This window comes from Hyphomonas sp. (genome assembly GCF_018402285.1).
Lineage (GTDB): Bacteria > Pseudomonadota > Alphaproteobacteria > Caulobacterales > Hyphomonadaceae > Hyphomonas.
This window is the reverse complement of record NZ_JAGYJH010000006.1, coordinates 35,397-50,319: the sequence shown is the minus strand read 5'-3', so window position 1 is coordinate 50,319 and position 14,923 is coordinate 35,397. Positions and strand designations below refer to the sequence as shown.

The window sequence follows — 14,923 nt, the reverse complement described above, 5'->3', positions numbered from 1 at the left end:
GTTCGGGCTGCTTTGTAGTGAAAGGCAGCCAAAACCGGCATCAGGTGTAATCCTCTGGACGGGTGCGTGAACTAATCCAGGCCTGCTAACCAACCAGCGCAGCGCCCTCAACCGCGCCGAGCGCGGCGTGCACCACGTCCAGCCCCGCGCCCTTATTGACGCCCTGTTCTGACAGGATGCGCCGCCACTGGCGCGCACCGGGCTGCCCGGCAAACAGGCCGAGCATGTGGCGGGTCATGGCATGCAGGCTGGTCCCTTCGGCAAGGCGCGCCGCAATGTAGGGCTCATAGGCGCGTACTGCGTCGCCCGCCGCGATTGCCTCTTCCTCCCCGAAGAGGCCTGCATCCACCTGTCCCAGAAAACCTGGTGTCTGATAGGCGGCCCGGCCCAGCATCACCCCGTCAAAAATGGTAAGGTGCTCCTTGCACTGATCCATCGTGGTTATGCCGCCATTCAGGATAATCGTCAGGTCCGGCCGCGCCGCTTTCAAATCGGTCACAAGCGCGTAGTCGAGCGGGGGCACCTCCCTGTTCTCCTTCGGGCTGAGCCCCTTCAGCCAGGCCTTGCGCGCGTGAACGGTGAACACGGAGCACCCCGCCGCCGAGACCTTGTCGACGAAGGTGAACAGGGTCTCGCGCGCAGGCATGTCGTCAATCGCGATCCGGTTCTTGACCGTCACCGGGATCGACACCGCCGCCGCCATCGCTGTCACACAGTCTGCCACAAGATCAGGTTCCGCCATCAGGCACGCCCCGAAGGCGCCTGACTGCACCCGCTCGGACGGGCAGCCGCAATTAAGGTTCACTTCATCATAGCCGAAACCCTCGGCGATCCTTGCGGCCTCGGCCAGCTTGCGCGGTTCAGAGCCGCCCAGCTGCAGAACCAGCGGATGCTCCACCCGGCTAAAGCCGATCAGCCGCTCGCGGGCGCCATGGATCACAGCGTCCGCCGTCACCATCTCCGTCCAGAGCAGCGCCCGCTTCGTCAAGGTTCGATGAAACGCCCGGCAATGCCGGTCAGTCCAGTCCATCATCGGAGCGACAGAAAATCTATAGTCTTGTTTTTTCGACATTTTTTTGTGTAATCAGGGGACTAACGAGAGAACGTGTGCAGTTTGTGTGCGCCAATTTCCCCACGTTTGTAGCTGATTTGACCCCTCTGTGCACACGGAGCGCACACAAATGCCGAAGATTTACAGGATGCCAAAGGGGCAATGGCGGTTCCAGGTGCGACGCAAGGATCGCTACGTCTCCCAGTGCTTCGTTTGTCGGAAGGACGCCGAAGAGTGGGCGCTCAAGATGGAACGGCGGGTCGACCGGGGCGAAAGCGTCTCGAAGAAGATCCCGGATGACCTCTCGACCTTCTGGCAACTCATAGACCTTCACATCGCAGACATGCTGGATGTCGGCAAGGCCCTGTCACCGTCGCAAAACGCATGGCCACCCGCGCCCGGCACAGTGCCTGGAAAGACCTGCGCGCCATGTTCCTTATGCTGACGGCGGCGCTTTGGGCGGCGGGCAGCCTTGTGCCGGGCCCCGTGAGGGCGAGCTCCCCGCGTCTCCTCGCCCGCCATGTCTGCGCTTGAACACGGCCTGCGCTGCGCCAACTCCCCCTGCAAGCCGCCCCGCTTTTCCCTGAGCCTTACCGCGCTCGCCAAGGGCTTTGCCCGGAACGGCCGTTCTGTCTGCAATCTGAAGATTTACCGGCCACAAAACCCTCTACACCGGCCAAGGGCGCTGGCGCTAAAGGTCCCCAATCCGGTCCTCCGAATGCATCACGCGCTTGAGCGCTTCCCGCGCTGCCTCAAGCTCGCCCCGGCGCGCCGCCAGCGCGTCCTTCCAGGAACCGAGCTGGGCAATCATCCGCTCCACCGCGCCGTGCCGGCGCGCAAGGCTTGATCCGTCAAACTCTTCGCCCGTCTTGTCGAGCGCCTTTAGGTTATCGCCGATCCCGGCAATCTCCTCCTCGATCCGGCGCACCTCCTGCTGCAGGATCAGCATGTCCTGCTCGGCCTTCTGGCGCTTGATGCCGACCAGGGTCTGGAGCTGGCCTGCCTGCTTGCGGGAAATGTTGCTCATGTGCGGTTCCTCAGCCGGTCAACGAACTGGATGGCGGCGGCGACGGCGGCGAAGTGTTCGGGCTGGATCTCCTCGTCCACTTCCACCATTGAATAGATCGATCGGGTGGCCGGCGGATCGCTGTAGATCGGCACATTGTTCTCGATCGCCAGTTCCCTTATCTTCATCGCCAGATGATCGGTGCCCTTGGCCACGCAGACCGGCGCCAGCTTGCTCTCGGGATCCCATTTCAGCGCAACGGCATAGTGCGTCGGGTTGACCATCACGACCGTCGCCGTCTTCACATTCTGAAGCATCTGCCCGCGCGAAACCTTCGTCGCCTTCTCGCGCCGCTGCTGGCGCATCTGCGGGTCGCCCTCGCTCTGCTTCATTTCCTTCTTCATGTCCTCGCGCGTCATCCGCAGCTTGTTGGAATGCAGCCGCCATTGCAGCGGCAGGTCGAGCGCGGCCAGCACGAACTGGAAGGCAAAGAAATAGAGGATCAGGCGCATCGTCTGATCGAACGTGAACTGATAGAAGTCCGCCGTGTTGACCGCTGAGGAGCCATAATAGTCCTGTGTGAACTGGAACAGGAACAGCGTGCCAAGGGCGCCGGCAAACAGCATCTTCACTGTGTCCTTGAGGAAATCCGTGATCCCCTTGGTGCCATACTTGTTCTTGATATTGTCGACCGGGTTGATCTTCTTCATGTCCGGAAGGATTTTTTTGGCGGAGAACGAGATCGACCGCTGGATGATCAATGCCAGAAGCACCAACGCGGCCATCACCAAGAGGATCGGCGACAAAGCCAGCAGTACAAGCCCGAGCCATATCCAGGTTGCCCCGCCATCGCCCTCAAAGATATCCATGGCAAACTGATCGCCATGATAGAGAACGCGTGAGAAATCATCGAACAGCTGCGGACCGACCAACGCGTCCAGAATCAGCGCAGAGACGAGGATGCTGAGGATCAGCGCAAAGGCGTTGGCTTCTTTCGACTGGGGAACATCACCTTCCTGGCGCGCGTCGCGAAGACGCTGCTCGGAGGCTTCAAATTCCTTTTCGCCGTTTTCCTGGTCCTGCTCCGCCATGGTCTACCTCAGAGCCAACCGACAACCTGAAGGGCGCGGTCTTTCCAGATGATCAGCATCCCCGCAATGGAGATCGCCAGCAGCATCACCCCCGCCCCCACCATGAAGGGCGCGCCGACAAAGGCCACCATCAGCGAAGGCAGTGCCTTGTTTATGAAGCCCAGGCAGATGTTGTAGAGGAGGTTTGCCGCCACGAACGGCCAGGCCAGCATCAGTGCAAACCCGAGCGCTGAATAGAAGCTGCCAAAGATCATCGGCCAGCTCACCTGCGCCACCTCGCCCAGCGGGATCTCCGTATAAAGCCGCATCAGCCCGTCCACCACCACCACATGATAGTTCGCCGTCAGGAGGATCGTCGTGCCCGCCATCGAGAGCATGTTGGACGTCACCGTCTGCGCCTCATGCTCCAGCGCCACGCCGAGGAACTGCGCAAGGCCAATCGACTGGGCAATCACCGTCCCCGCAATCGTCAGCATCCAGACCGACAACCGCAGCAGAGCGCCGAGGCCTAGCCCGATGATGACTTCACTGCCGAGCAGCTGGACAAGGCTCGCAAGGCTTGGCGCGGCAGGCGTCGGCACGACGCCGGTCGAGGCAATCGCGGCTGACATCCCCAGAAGCACGAACAGCCGCGTGCGCGCCGAGATCACCTGATCGCCGATCCCCGGCATCATGAACACGACAAAGGAGAGCCGCGCCACCACGGTCAGGAACAGCACGATCCAAGGGCTCGCCTGCCCCAGATAAGGGGCGAAGACCTCCATCAGGCAACGCCGATGATATAGGGCTTGCTTTTGGAGTTGATCTCTTCATAGGCGACGACGGCATTGCGGATGCCCTTGCTCGCCAGAACGGTCTGCAGGAAACGGCGCCGGCGCGACGAAGTCGCCACGGCTGCAACGATCCCCTTCTGGGCCGTCTCGTTGAGCTTTGCCTGAACGGAATTGATCAGCTCCCCGAACACTTCCGGCGGCAGGGCAATGTCCGAGCCGCCGCTGTCATTGGTCACTTCATACTCGGCAAACTTCTGCTCCCAGCTGGTCGAAAGCTGGATCAGCGGCAGCCGGCCCTGGTCATCCTGCAGCCGGTCGACGATCTGAAAGGCCAGCCGCTGGCGGACGAGTTCGATCACGCGCGGCAGGGGCAGGCTCTGCGGCTTGGCTTCGGCCACCGTCTCGATTATCAGGAAAAGGTTGCGGATAGGAACGCGTTCGGTCAGCAGCATGCGCAGCACCGACAGCAGGATTTCCGGCGTCACCTTGCCCGGAATGTATTCGTCAAGGAACCGCTTGTTCGCCCCTGCCCGGTCGACATCGGAAATCGCCGTCAGCGAGTCGAGCGTCTCCATCATCACCATGCGGGTGAAGACGAGCGAGAAGTTTGACTGGATCACTTCCAGCATGTGCGTTGCCAGCACTTCGATCGGCTCGACCACCGGAACCGCTGCGGCCGCCAGCTCCTGCTTGCGGGCGGACGGCAGCCAGCGGGCCGCCGCCTTGTAGACCGGCTCGCGCACCTTCTCGCCTGCAAGATGCGGCAGCTGGTTCTCCTCTATGAGCGCCAGCACCTGGCCCGGACGCAGGAAGCCGGAATCCACCCGCACGCCCTGGATCCGGATCCGGTATTCGTTTTTCTTCAGCGTCGGATTGTCCGTCATCCGGATCGGCGGAAGGACAAAGCCATATTCCTCCGCAATGTAGCGGCGGATCTTGTCGATACGGCTTTCAAACCCATTCTCGCCAACCAGAACCATATTGACGAGGTCGGGCGCCACTTCCAGGTGGATTTCGTCCGCATAGATCGAATCTCCGATCTTGGCGGCCTTGGGCGCGGTATCCTCCGGCTTGACCACTTCGGCAGCAGCTTTCCCGTCGGCGGCTTTCTTGGTGAAATAGGCAACTGCTGCAAAGCCTGCCGCGCCCGCAAGGAACGGAATGGCCGGCAAGCCAGGCAGAACGCCGAAAACGGCGAGAATGCCCGCCACAATATAGAGCGCCGTCGAATTGCCCGCGAGTTGGAGCCCGAGCGCGCGGTCAATGGCGCCCTCTTCCCGGCCCTTGGACAGCAGGAGCGCAGCGGCCACTGAAACGATGACGGCCGGGATCTGGGAGACAAGTCCATCGCCGACCGTCAGGATCGAGTAATTGTTGAGCGCTTCGACAATGCTCAGCTGGTGAGCAACAACGCCAAAGCCGATGCCGGCCACAAGGTTGAGCGCGGTGATCAGAAGGCCGGCAATCGCGTCGCCCTTCACAAACTTCGAGGCGCCATCGAGCGAGCCGAGGAATCCGGCTTCTTCCTGTTCCCTCTGGCGGCGCATCTTTGCTTCTTCATGCGTGATCGCGCCAACAGCCAGGTCGGAGTCGATCGCCAGCTGCTTGCCCGGCATCGCGTCAAGGGCGAAGCGCGCGCCGACTTCCGCCATCCGGCCGGCGCCCTTGGTGATGACCATGAAGTTCACGATCACCAGAACACCGAACACGACGAGGCCCACAAAGAGGTTCCCGCCCATGATGAACATGGCAAAGCCCTCGATCACCCCGCCGGCCGCATCGGTGCCGGTATGCCCTTCCCCGATGATCAGCTTGGTGGACGAGACGTTCAACGCCAGACGCAGGACGAGCGAAGCCAGCAGGATCGACGGGAAGGACGAGAAGTCGAGCGGCTTCTCGACGAAGATTACGGTCGTGAAGATCAGGATCGACAGGGCAAAGGACAGCGTCAACCCGACATCCAGCACCCAGGCCGGCATCGGCAGCACCATCACCAGGATGACCGCCATCAGGCCGATGGCGAGCAGCGCTGTCGGCTTGGTGAAGTTCAGGAGGGACTGCATCGGCATGGAAGCGCGTTACCCGGCTATGATCGGCAAGACCCAGTTATTGAACAGATCAAGGACGACCTTGGTCATGTAACCGAGCGAGAGGAAGAAAACGATGACGACGGCGAGAATCTTCGGAATGAAGGTGAGAGTCATTTCCTGAATGGAGGTCAGCGCCTGGATGAGGCCAATGACAAATCCGACCACAAGCGTCACTGCCAGGATCGGCAGGCCCATCATCGCGGCCCCCCAGAGATGGGCCCGCAGGACCTCGAATATCTCTCCCTCTGACATGTGATGTGCCCCCGCCGATGCTTCAGACCGGCATCCTCAGGAGTTCCTGATAGGCCTCCACAACCTTGTCCCGGATGGTGACCACTGCATCGAGCATCAGCTCGGCATTGGTCAGTGCTTCCACCATGGCATGGGGATCGGCGCCGGAAACCGCCGACTGGATCGCCGTCTGCTCGGCCTCCTGCATCGTGGTGCGGAAATCCGATATGGTTTCGGCAAACTTGCTGCCAGCCGCTTCAGGCGCATCGCCCCCTGCCTTGGCCGTATCAGTGGGGCGAGGCGTGCTGAGCGCGGTATACGGATTGAACCCAAGAGTTGACATCTACAGACCTCCTCAGCGGCGCAGGATGTCCAGCAGTGACCGGTACATTGACCGTGCCTGCTGGAAGGAGTTGAGATTGGCTTCATAGGACCGGTTGGCTTCGCGCATGTCCGCCATTTCGGTCACCAGCGAGACATTGGACAGGGTCACATATCCTTCCCCATCCGCCATCGGATTTTCCGGGTCGAACTCCCTGGGCGCTTCAGACTTGTCGAGCTCAACGCGCGCGGCCAGGAACTGCTCGCCATTGGTCATCTGGGCCTGCTCGACCATCAGGAGCTTGCGCTTGTAGCCGGGCGTATCGGCGTTCGAGATGTTCTCAGCCGTCACGCCCATCCGGCGGGACTGGAGCTCCATTCCCGAAACTGCCTGTTGCAGGGTCGCTTTCAGCGGATTCATGCTTCAGCCCTCCTTTAGCGAGGCTTGCCCAGCGCGGTGCGCAGGAGATCAATGGATTTGGAATAGACGGTCAGGGCCATGTTGTGCTGGCCCATCGCTTCGGCGGAATTGAATACTTCGCGTTCCAGGCTGACATTGTTGCCGTTGGGGTCAGCAGGGGCCTCGGATATGCCGACCTTGAACCCGTCCGGCATGCCCTGCGGCCCGCCTGACTGCATCGTGCGGGTCAGGAACGCCTCGAAACTTTCGATCTCGCCCGCCTTGAAGCCAGGCGCGTCCGCGTTGGCGACATTCGTTGCACTGACCTTCTGGCTTTCGGCAGCGTGCCGCGCCATCGCGCCATAGATCTGGAAAATCTGGAGATCCGAAATCATGGGACAATTCACCAAGGTTAACCCTTTGGGAAAATGTTCGCATTAACTAAAGAACAGGTTAACAGAAATGCGGGATTTGTTTACTTGCAGGCTTCCATGGCATCGCCGACACACCGGCTCTATCGGTTCTGGGGCACCGTCACCGACGTTGCGGCCGGCATGCTGCGGATCGCGGGTGTGAGTGAACTTGCCGGGGTCGGTAACGAAATTGTCATTGAAAAACAGGGCCAGAAGATTCATGGCGAAATCCTGAGCGTATCCGGTGACAGCGTTGCGGCGCTGCTTTACTCGGCCAGCGACATCATCCGGATCGGCGATGTCGTGCATATCGAGCAGGAAGCCCGCATCGAGCCCGGGGACCACTGGCTCGGGCAGATCATTAACTACCGCGGCGAGATTGCGAGTGAACTGCCACCTGGCGCGCCGATGGCCGCGAACGGGGTCAGCCGCCCGCTGAGGGCGCCTGCCCTGCCCGCCCATCTGCGCCGCCGCCTCGGGCCTCGCCTGGCGACGGGATGGATGGTGACCGATACGCTGCTGCCGATCTGCCGGGGACAGAGGCTCGGCCTCTTTGCCGGTTCGGGCGTAGGCAAATCCACCTTCCTGGGCTCACTGGCCGCAGGCCTGGAAGCAGACCGGGTCGTCATTGCCCTGATCGGTGAACGCTCCCGCGAGGTGGGGGATTTTATCGAAGTGAACCTTCCCGCCGCCGTGCGCCACAAGACCGTGGTGGTCTCGGCAACGGCCAGCGAATCGCCCGGTGCCAAGAAGCGGGCGGCCTATTGCGCCATGGCGACGGCCGAGCACTTCCGCGACCAGGGCCACAGCGTGCTCTTCCTGTTTGATTCGATCACGCGCTTTGCCGAGGCCCACCGCGAGGTCGCGCTGCTCGCCGGGGAAACTCCTGCCCTCAACGCTTTCCCGCCCTCGACCGTGCGGGTGATCGCCGAACTTGCCGAGCGGGCTGGCCCGGGCACCGGCACCAAGGGAGACATAACCGGCATCTTCTCTGTCCTTGTTGCCGGATCAGACCTCGAAGAACCCGTCGCCGACATGATCCGCGGCATTCTCGATGGCCACATCATCCTTTCCCGGAACATTGCCGAGCGCGGGCGGTATCCGGCCATTGATGTGCTCAGGAGCGTTTCCCGCGCGCTGCCGGCAGCAGCGACCGAATGGGAAAACGACATGCTGCGCGACTATCGCCGCATGGTGGCCCTCTATGACGAGGTTTCCCCGATGCTGCGCGCAAGCCTGTTTGAATTTGGCCGGGACGCAGACGCTGACCGGGCGATCCGGCTCTATCCGGCGCTCGATGCGTTTGTCAGCGCGCGCAACAACGCAGGCATAGAGGCGGCCTTTGCCGCCATGTCGGACATGCTGACCGTGTACGATGGAACCCCGCCGCCAGTTGTCCCCCAGCCCAGCCTGCACAAGCACCCGCTGCAAGACCGCCGCCAGGTACCCGAAGCTAAGCGGCTTCAGAGAAAGCTGGAGAGAAAGAGGTTCTGGCTGGCGCTGGCGCCGTAGCCATAGCTGCCACCGCCGAGAAGCGTGAGGGCAGCGGCTGCCGAAGACGTCACCGACGATCCCTCGGTAATCGACTTCATGGCGTGGTAACGCACGATGAGCTTCTCAACCGCTTCGGGCGAAGAAATGTCCGACAGATCAGAGACGCCGAGCGCCCGCGTCAGGCCGCTCTTGATCATCTCTGCCTGGCGCTCGACGGGAAGCTTGGACATGTCCGAGGGCAGATTAAGCGCCGTCTTGACCACGGTGTAAGTCGGTACATCCCCCATCAGGCGATAGGCGATGGCATCTTCGCTTGAGCCACTGCCGACAATCTCGGCAATCTCGGACTTGTAGTTGAGCGACAGACGCATGGCGTCATCGACTTCGCCGACAGCGATCTCGAAGGAGTTTGTCTCGAACTTCACGGCGCGCGCGGCAACCGCCTCCGGCGTCAGGGAGATTATGCCATTGACCGGCTTCAGCGCATTGGCAAGCGCGGTATACTTCGGATTGTTGAGCCGGGCGAGGAAGGTGCTCTCGGGCTTATTGACCTCTTCGAGCACTTTCTTGATGAAACCCTTCTTCCACTCCTCACCGGAGAGATCAAAGGCGGTCATCGTCGTCCGGACAAGCCGGGAATCCTTCAGGAACGCCTCTACCGTCATCGGCTCGGCGAACTTCTCGATCATATAGTCGCGGTCGTTCCGGATCTGCGGTGCCTTGGCAAAGCTCTGCAGCTGCTTGTCATAGGTAGCCTGGAGGAACTTCCATCCTCCGATCCCGGACATAGGAACGACCGGCTGGAAGGCCATGTCAGGCGACTTTGCTTTCAGGAGGCGTCGAGCCTCGCATTGCCAGAAGCTCTTCCTCGATGGCGAGAACCTGGCGCAGGTGACAGAGCGCGGAGTAATAGTTGCCGCGGCTGACCATCGAGCGCAGGTCCGGGATGAGCGCGGCGTCCACCGGCTTGAAGATGTCCAGCAGCTGAATGCAGGCTTCATCAAGCGCAGGCAGCGTATCTTCTTCCTTAAGGTCGCCGGTGATCAGAAGCTGAATGGCGTAGTAGACGCGCTTTACCGGGGTATTGACCTCCTTTGGATGCATCGCATCACGCAGACGCAGAACGCGCGCGTCGCCTTCAACCACCCGAATGCGGGCAGGCTTGTCACCATTTTCCAGCGTGGCGCCGTTGATGATGAAGCGCTCGCCGGGCGCCACTTTAAGTACCAGTCCTGACATCAGATGACCTCCTGCTCTGCTGCTGCAGCCGAGCCATCCAGGCCGGCCATGATTGTGCGGTTCACCTCGATGATGTCTGCCAGGCCCTCAGAGCCGGCGAGAACTTTCATGCTGGTGCGTCTTACAAATTCCGAAAGGGTGATGAGGCCAGCCTTCATCTCGTTGGGCAGCGCATTTTCCGGGCTCAGAAGATCGGTCGCGATGATCGTCCAGAGCTGCAGGTTACGGTAAATCGCATCGCCCCAGGCACCCGGGTTTTCTCCGCCATCATCAAGAACGCTTTGGAGATCGCGGGTGATTTGCTCGAACACCGCGTATTCAAGGGCCCGGCCGGTCGCAGTGCGCTGCGTTACCTGGCCATAAGCCTTATATGCCAAAGCCTGCACGATGCCCCCTCCTGGGTCTTTGATAAATTGACCCGGACGCCAGAAGCGCCCGGGACAATTGTTCAATTAGATGTTCCGGGCACCAGAGTGCCCGGAACTAAAGGTCTGTTAGCGGAAGAGCGAGAGCAGAGCCTGCGGCGCCTGGTTCGCAATCGACAGCGCCTGGACGCCGAGCTGCTGCTGAACCTGAAGGGCCTGGAGCTTTGCCGAAGCAGCTTCCATGTCGGTGTCGGTGAGGCCACCGATACCGGTTGTCATCGAGTCGACCAGGGTCTGAACGAATTCAGACTGGCTGGAGAGACGGTTTTGCGAAGAACCGAAAGCAGCAGCTGCGTCGATAGCCGTTTCAAGCAGACCTTCGATGGTGGTCAGAGCAGCCGTTGCGCCAGCCGTCGACGTCACGTCGATGTTTTCGAGGTTGCCAAGGCCGCCCGAGGTGACGCCGGCGGTACCACCGGTTGCGGTCACAGCCGTAACGGAGAGGTTAGCAGCCGAACCGTTGTTGATGGTGATCTCGTCGCCATCGCGGGTGACCGTGTAGTTGGTCTCGCCCGTTGCAGCGAAGAAGTTCGACATCTGTGTGGTCAGGTTGGCAGCAACCGATTCAAGGCTATCGGAAGCAGAAGCAACATACTCGAAGCTGCGGGTTCCCAGCGAGTTGGTCGTGGCAGCGTCGCTCAGCGTGATGCGGTAGCTGTTGCCATCAGCCACAGAAGCGATGGTGATGACCTGGTCAGCAGCGGCAGCAACAGTGGCAGCCGTGCCGGCAGCGGTGCCACCGTTATTGATGATCGTCGTGTTGGTCACGGCTGTGCCGCCGAAGGTGGCAGCCGAACCGGTGTTGGCAACCGAGAGGTCCTGGCGCTCGACAGCGATGAACGAAGCCGAAACCGAGCCGCCGGCCGAACGGTCGAGCGAAGCCAGAACGTTAACGTCGGCAGAAGCAGAACCGTTGATCAGGTTCAGGCCGTTGAACTGGGCTGCGCTGACATAACCTTCGATCAGCGAGATCTTGTCCTGAATGTCGGCCTGATACTTTGCGCGGTCGACGTTCTCGCCCTGGGCGCCCACGATAAGGGTCTTGATTTCCTGAAGGGTCGAGGTGACTTTTTCAGCGGCCGAGCGGGCTACGCCGACGGTCGAGCTGCCGAGGTTCAGCGAATCAGAAATCGCCTTGAAGCTCTCAACGTCGCTCGACATGACGGTCGAGACGGCCCAGACGGCAGCGTTGTCTTTGGCGTTGGAAACTTTCTTGCCGGTCGAGATTTCGCTCTGAACGGTTTCAAGGTTACGGTTGATGTTGCGGAGGGTTTCCAGCGCAACCATCGAGCTGTTGTTGGTCAGGATGCTAGACATCTATCTATCCATTCTTGATCACCACATTTTAGCTGTGGCTTTTGTTGAACCGCGTCGTCCTGACGATGGAGCTCTTGGCTCCGAACTTTCGTAGTTCCAGCTTCCACACATAGCGGGGAGCTATAAACGTACGGTTAATTCGGTTACGCCCGTTTCATGTACTGTCCTGTTGCGTGCGAAAAGGCGATCTGTCCCCCGCCCTGCCGGTAGGATCCGACGAAGGCATCGGTCGTGGGTCCTTCAAATCGCGAGATCAGGCTGCGCACCCCATTGCGGACGGCGTTCAGCAGGGCGCCGTTTTCCTCCGACAACTGAATGACGTCCCTGACAAGCTGACGGGTCTGGAGGCAGACAGCGATTGGCGTACCATTGCCGAAGGCGGATTCAAACGCGTCAAGCGCGGCGAGTTTTTCATTACTCAATGCCGCTGCTTCCCGCGCGAGCCCTGCGACAAGATACTCCCGTTCAGCAAGAAGAATGTCTTCCAGATCGAGCGCCGCTGCCTGGATTTTCTCCTCACTCATCGGAGCCCTCCATGGCCGGGACGGGTTTGACCTGCTGACCCAGCGTGGTCTCATCCACCTTGCGGGCAAACCCCAAGGGATGGGACTCAGCGAGATCTTCGGCGATGGCCTCTACCACATAGCGGGAGAAGGCAGAGGCTGCCTCCCCGCCCCCGAGTGTGAAGGACTTTTCCAGGCCCGCATGGGTGAGCATTTCAGCCCAGAGCATCTGCTCGAAGCGCTTCCCGATTTCTGATGGCTCGGCCGGCGATGGCCCGCCTGACTTGGCCTCTTTCGCCTGACTGGCTGCGAGCCCTGCGGAGGCAGCACTGAAGCCGGTAGTTTGGGAAGGGATCATGGGCGCTCCGGACATTATTCCGTCTGGGGAGCATCAGGCCCCCTTGGGTTAACGTATATTTTACGGGAGTTGGTTGTAGTTAGGTTAATACACGACATAGGTGGAAGGCAGGATGACTTTCTCCGTTGATGTGGACTTCTCGCCGTTTCAGGCCGGTCCACCGCAGGATGCGACAGCTCGCCGGAGTGCGGGGGAAGGCCGCGGCAAGGACTTTGCCGGCAGCCTCTTTGGCGTTGCGCAAAGCACAGACACTCCCGAAAGTCTGCCACCCGCTGGCAAGGATAGCGCCTCTTTCTCGCTGTCCAACTTTCCTCCGACGCCTCCTTCCCCCACGAGCCTGCAGCTCTCCAGCACGGCATCAGCCACAGTATTGCCGGCCGTCGTGACACAAGGCGAAGCCGTCAATCTGGAAACACACAACATTTCAGCCTCGGGCGATTCGGATATTCCTGCAGCCGAAACGCGCGGAGCCGTTGACCTCGCTTTGCTGAACGTCGTCGCCCCGCCTCCTGAACTATCCGCCAGCACGAGCGAACTGATTGACACAGACCTCTTCGGGGAGGACGCCAGAACACTGGGTGTTGACCCTGAGCTGGCCGCAGTGGCCCAATCTGCACACGAAACCCCTGCAGATAAAACGGCAGAGGAGACGGCAGAGGAGACGGACACGTTCCGGGCTTCCGCAGATCTGCCCGCATTTTTCGAAACGCCCGCTGCAGCGCCGATGGGAGTTGCGGCCGCTCCCCTCGCAAATGCCGCCATTAACGTCACGGTTGATCAAGCCGCTGCGCTTGCTGGCGTGCCACCTGCCATCAAGACCGGCCTACAAGCCATGGCTGAACCTGCCGGCCTCAACCGGCGCAGCGCCCCCGCCGATGCGCAGCCGCCCACACATGCCGATCTGACGGCCGAACTGGCTTCAAACCAGACTAACGCGGCTGTCCCCGACATCGCGCCCATATCGTCAGATGCCGGACAGGTCGCAGATCAGGGCGCAGGCTCGGCGCAGACCTCCTCCGTACTCGGCGGTACTATCGGTGGCGTCCCATCACAGACCGCTGCTTCCATACAGTCGTCTGGAAATCCGGCCACGCCACAGTTTACCCCAACCCACACCGCGGTGATCGCGACAGCAACACAGCTGCCCGATATCGTCGCGCGGGCAACCGGCAATGGTCAGGAAGACCGTATTGTCGTCCAGCTAGATCCGCCAGAGCTCGGCCGGTTGTCGCTCGACTTCAAGTTTGACGCGCAAGGCCTTCAGCATGTGACGATCACGGCTGAAAGCCCTGAAGCGATGCGCCAGCTTCGCCAGATGCATTTCGAACTTGTCCAGGCGCTGGAGCGCAACGGACTTTCCAGCCAGAATATGAGCTTCCAGCATCAGAACCCCCAGCAGAACGAAGGCTGGGGCCAGCAGGCAAAGTTCGTCAATGCGCGTTTTGACAGCCCTGCCCTCTCCGGGGGCGGCCTCGTCATAGCGGCAGACAGTAATCCTCACCGCCAGATCGCCTCAGGCGGCCGGCTGGACCTCAGGCTCTAGGAGATACCCATGACAACGGTCACGAACAATGTGGGGACCATCGCCCAGACCGGCGGGTCCAACGCAACGGCCAACCAGTTCGGCAGCGAGTATAACAGCTTCATCAAGCTGCTGACCGCGCAGGTCCGCAACCAGGACCCGCTTTCTCCGATGGACTCCACCCAGTTCGTCCAGCAGCTGGCAACCTTTTCCAGCCTGGAGCAGCTGGTGAATTCCAATACGGCGCTGTCCAGCATCGCCTCGATGATCGGTGACCTGAACGGGCTGATGGCGAGCCAGTGGCTCGGACAGGATGTTTCCTTCGCTTCGTCGTGGATGCCCTATAACGGCAGTGACGCGACTTTCTCATACGAAGCGCCAGCTGGCACGACCAAGAGCACGCTGACCGTGAAGGATGCAGACGGCAACGCCGTATGGACTGAAACGCTGGATCCGGAGGAGACCGTCTTCAGCTGGAACGGTGAGTTTTCCAATGGAGACACAGCAAGCAAAGATAAGCTTTATGAGTTCGTGATAGACTATTACGAAGGCAATACCTTCAAGGGCACTGCTGTGCCAAACGTCATCACAACCGTCACTGACATCATAAGTGAGGGCGGCACGCTCCGGCTTGGAACAGCGTCAGGCCTGACAGTCGATCTTGCCCAGGCCCGCAGGCTCTGATCTGG

Annotated in this window: 19 protein-coding genes; 4 read left to right on the top strand and 15 right to left on the bottom strand. The window is 60.8% G+C overall.

The annotated features are described in order from the left end of the window. Positions 1-85: 85 nt before the first annotated feature. Positions 86-1,072 carry a tRNA dihydrouridine(20/20a) synthase DusA gene (dusA, locus tag KG722_RS12000; RefSeq protein ID WP_213272021.1) on the bottom strand — a complete coding sequence of 329 codons (987 nt, stop codon included), beginning with the start codon at positions 1,070-1,072 and terminating at the stop codon, positions 86-88. Between the two features lie 109 nt (positions 1,073-1,181). Here dusA and KG722_RS11995 point away from each other — a divergent pair, with 109 nt between their 5' ends. Next, positions 1,182-1,496, top strand: a complete 315-nt coding sequence (locus tag KG722_RS11995) for a hypothetical protein (RefSeq protein ID WP_213272020.1) — start codon at positions 1,182-1,184, stop codon at positions 1,494-1,496. A gap of 246 nt (positions 1,497-1,742) precedes the next feature. Here KG722_RS11995 and KG722_RS11990 read toward each other — a convergent pair whose 3' ends face one another. The 8 genes from KG722_RS11990 to KG722_RS11955 are packed head-to-tail and all read right to left on the bottom strand — an operon-like array spanning position 1,743 to position 7,358. Continuing rightward, positions 1,743-2,078, bottom strand: coding sequence for a hypothetical protein (locus KG722_RS11990; RefSeq protein ID WP_213272019.1), 336 nt, complete (start codon positions 2,076-2,078; stop codon positions 1,743-1,745). Next, positions 2,075-3,148, bottom strand: coding sequence for a flagellar biosynthesis protein FlhB (locus KG722_RS11985; protein ID WP_213272018.1), 1,074 nt, complete (start codon positions 3,146-3,148; stop codon positions 2,075-2,077). The genes KG722_RS11990 and KG722_RS11985 overlap by 4 nt, the downstream gene beginning before the upstream one ends. A gap of 8 nt (positions 3,149-3,156) precedes the next feature. After that, positions 3,157-3,912: a flagellar biosynthetic protein FliR gene (locus tag KG722_RS11980; protein WP_300998481.1), complete on the bottom strand. Its 756-nt coding sequence runs from the start codon at positions 3,910-3,912 to the stop codon at positions 3,157-3,159. Then, entirely contained in the window at positions 3,912-5,990 is a 2,079-nt protein-coding gene (locus tag KG722_RS11975; protein ID WP_213272017.1) for a flagellar biosynthesis protein FlhA, read from the bottom strand. Before KG722_RS11975 ends, KG722_RS11980 begins: the two co-directional genes overlap by 1 nt. A gap of 9 nt (positions 5,991-5,999) precedes the next feature. Then, a complete protein-coding gene (locus tag KG722_RS11970) occupies positions 6,000-6,263 on the bottom strand; it encodes a flagellar biosynthetic protein FliQ (RefSeq protein ID WP_213272016.1) in 264 nt (87 codons plus the stop codon). Positions 6,264-6,285: 22 nt separating this feature from the next. Beyond that, positions 6,286-6,585, bottom strand: a complete 300-nt coding sequence (locus KG722_RS11965; protein ID WP_213272015.1) for a flagellar hook-basal body complex protein FliE — start codon at positions 6,583-6,585, stop codon at positions 6,286-6,288. Between the two features lie 12 nt (positions 6,586-6,597). Beyond that, the gene (locus tag KG722_RS11960; RefSeq protein WP_213272014.1) at positions 6,598-6,984 is read right to left on the bottom strand and encodes a flagellar basal body rod C-terminal domain-containing protein; all 387 of its coding nucleotides are present in this window, start codon (positions 6,982-6,984) and stop codon (positions 6,598-6,600) included. Positions 6,985-6,998: 14 nt separating this feature from the next. Beyond that, positions 6,999-7,358 carry a FlgB family protein gene (locus KG722_RS11955; protein ID WP_300998480.1) on the bottom strand — a complete coding sequence of 120 codons (360 nt, stop codon included), beginning with the start codon at positions 7,356-7,358 and terminating at the stop codon, positions 6,999-7,001. A gap of 96 nt (positions 7,359-7,454) precedes the next feature. Here KG722_RS11955 and fliI point away from each other — a divergent pair, with 96 nt between their 5' ends. Further along, positions 7,455-8,888 (top strand): flagellum-specific ATP synthase FliI, encoded by a 1,434-nt coding sequence (fliI, locus tag KG722_RS11950; RefSeq protein WP_213272013.1) that lies wholly within the window; start codon positions 7,455-7,457, stop codon positions 8,886-8,888. On the opposite strand, the gene KG722_RS11945 is transcribed toward fliI, so the two are convergent. The 6 genes from KG722_RS11945 to KG722_RS11920 form a co-directional block, all read right to left on the bottom strand. Beyond that, a complete protein-coding gene (locus KG722_RS11945; RefSeq protein WP_213272012.1) occupies positions 8,840-9,682 on the bottom strand; it encodes a DUF1217 domain-containing protein in 843 nt (280 codons plus the stop codon). The two genes, fliI and KG722_RS11945, sit on opposite strands and share 49 nt — an antisense overlap. Position 9,683: 1 nt before the next feature. Further along, the gene (gene flbT / locus KG722_RS11940; RefSeq protein ID WP_213272011.1) at positions 9,684-10,109 is read right to left on the bottom strand and encodes a flagellar biosynthesis repressor FlbT; all 426 of its coding nucleotides are present in this window, start codon (positions 10,107-10,109) and stop codon (positions 9,684-9,686) included. Then, positions 10,109-10,495 (bottom strand): flagellar biosynthesis regulator FlaF, encoded by a 387-nt coding sequence (gene flaF, locus KG722_RS11935; RefSeq protein WP_213272010.1) that lies wholly within the window; start codon positions 10,493-10,495, stop codon positions 10,109-10,111. The genes flbT and flaF overlap by 1 nt, the downstream gene beginning before the upstream one ends. Positions 10,496-10,603: 108 nt before the next feature. Beyond that, positions 10,604-11,851: a flagellin gene (locus KG722_RS11930; RefSeq protein ID WP_213272009.1), complete on the bottom strand. Its 1,248-nt coding sequence runs from the start codon at positions 11,849-11,851 to the stop codon at positions 10,604-10,606. A gap of 143 nt (positions 11,852-11,994) precedes the next feature. Then, positions 11,995-12,375, bottom strand: coding sequence for a hypothetical protein (locus KG722_RS11925; protein WP_213272008.1), 381 nt, complete (start codon positions 12,373-12,375; stop codon positions 11,995-11,997). Continuing rightward, positions 12,368-12,712, bottom strand: a complete 345-nt coding sequence (locus KG722_RS11920; protein ID WP_213272007.1) for a hypothetical protein — start codon at positions 12,710-12,712, stop codon at positions 12,368-12,370. Before KG722_RS11920 ends, KG722_RS11925 begins: the two co-directional genes overlap by 8 nt. 112 nt (positions 12,713-12,824) lie before the next feature. On the opposite strand from KG722_RS11920, the gene KG722_RS11915 reads away from it, so the two are divergent. Together KG722_RS11915 and KG722_RS11910 are read left to right on the top strand one after the other, a co-directional pair. Next, complete coding sequence (locus tag KG722_RS11915) at positions 12,825-14,255, top strand: flagellar hook-length control protein FliK (RefSeq protein ID WP_213272006.1); 1,431 nt, start codon at positions 12,825-12,827, stop codon at positions 14,253-14,255. Positions 14,256-14,264: 9 nt separating this feature from the next. Then, positions 14,265-14,918: a flagellar hook capping FlgD N-terminal domain-containing protein gene (locus tag KG722_RS11910; protein WP_213272005.1), complete on the top strand. Its 654-nt coding sequence runs from the start codon at positions 14,265-14,267 to the stop codon at positions 14,916-14,918. Positions 14,919-14,923: the final 5 nt, after the last annotated feature.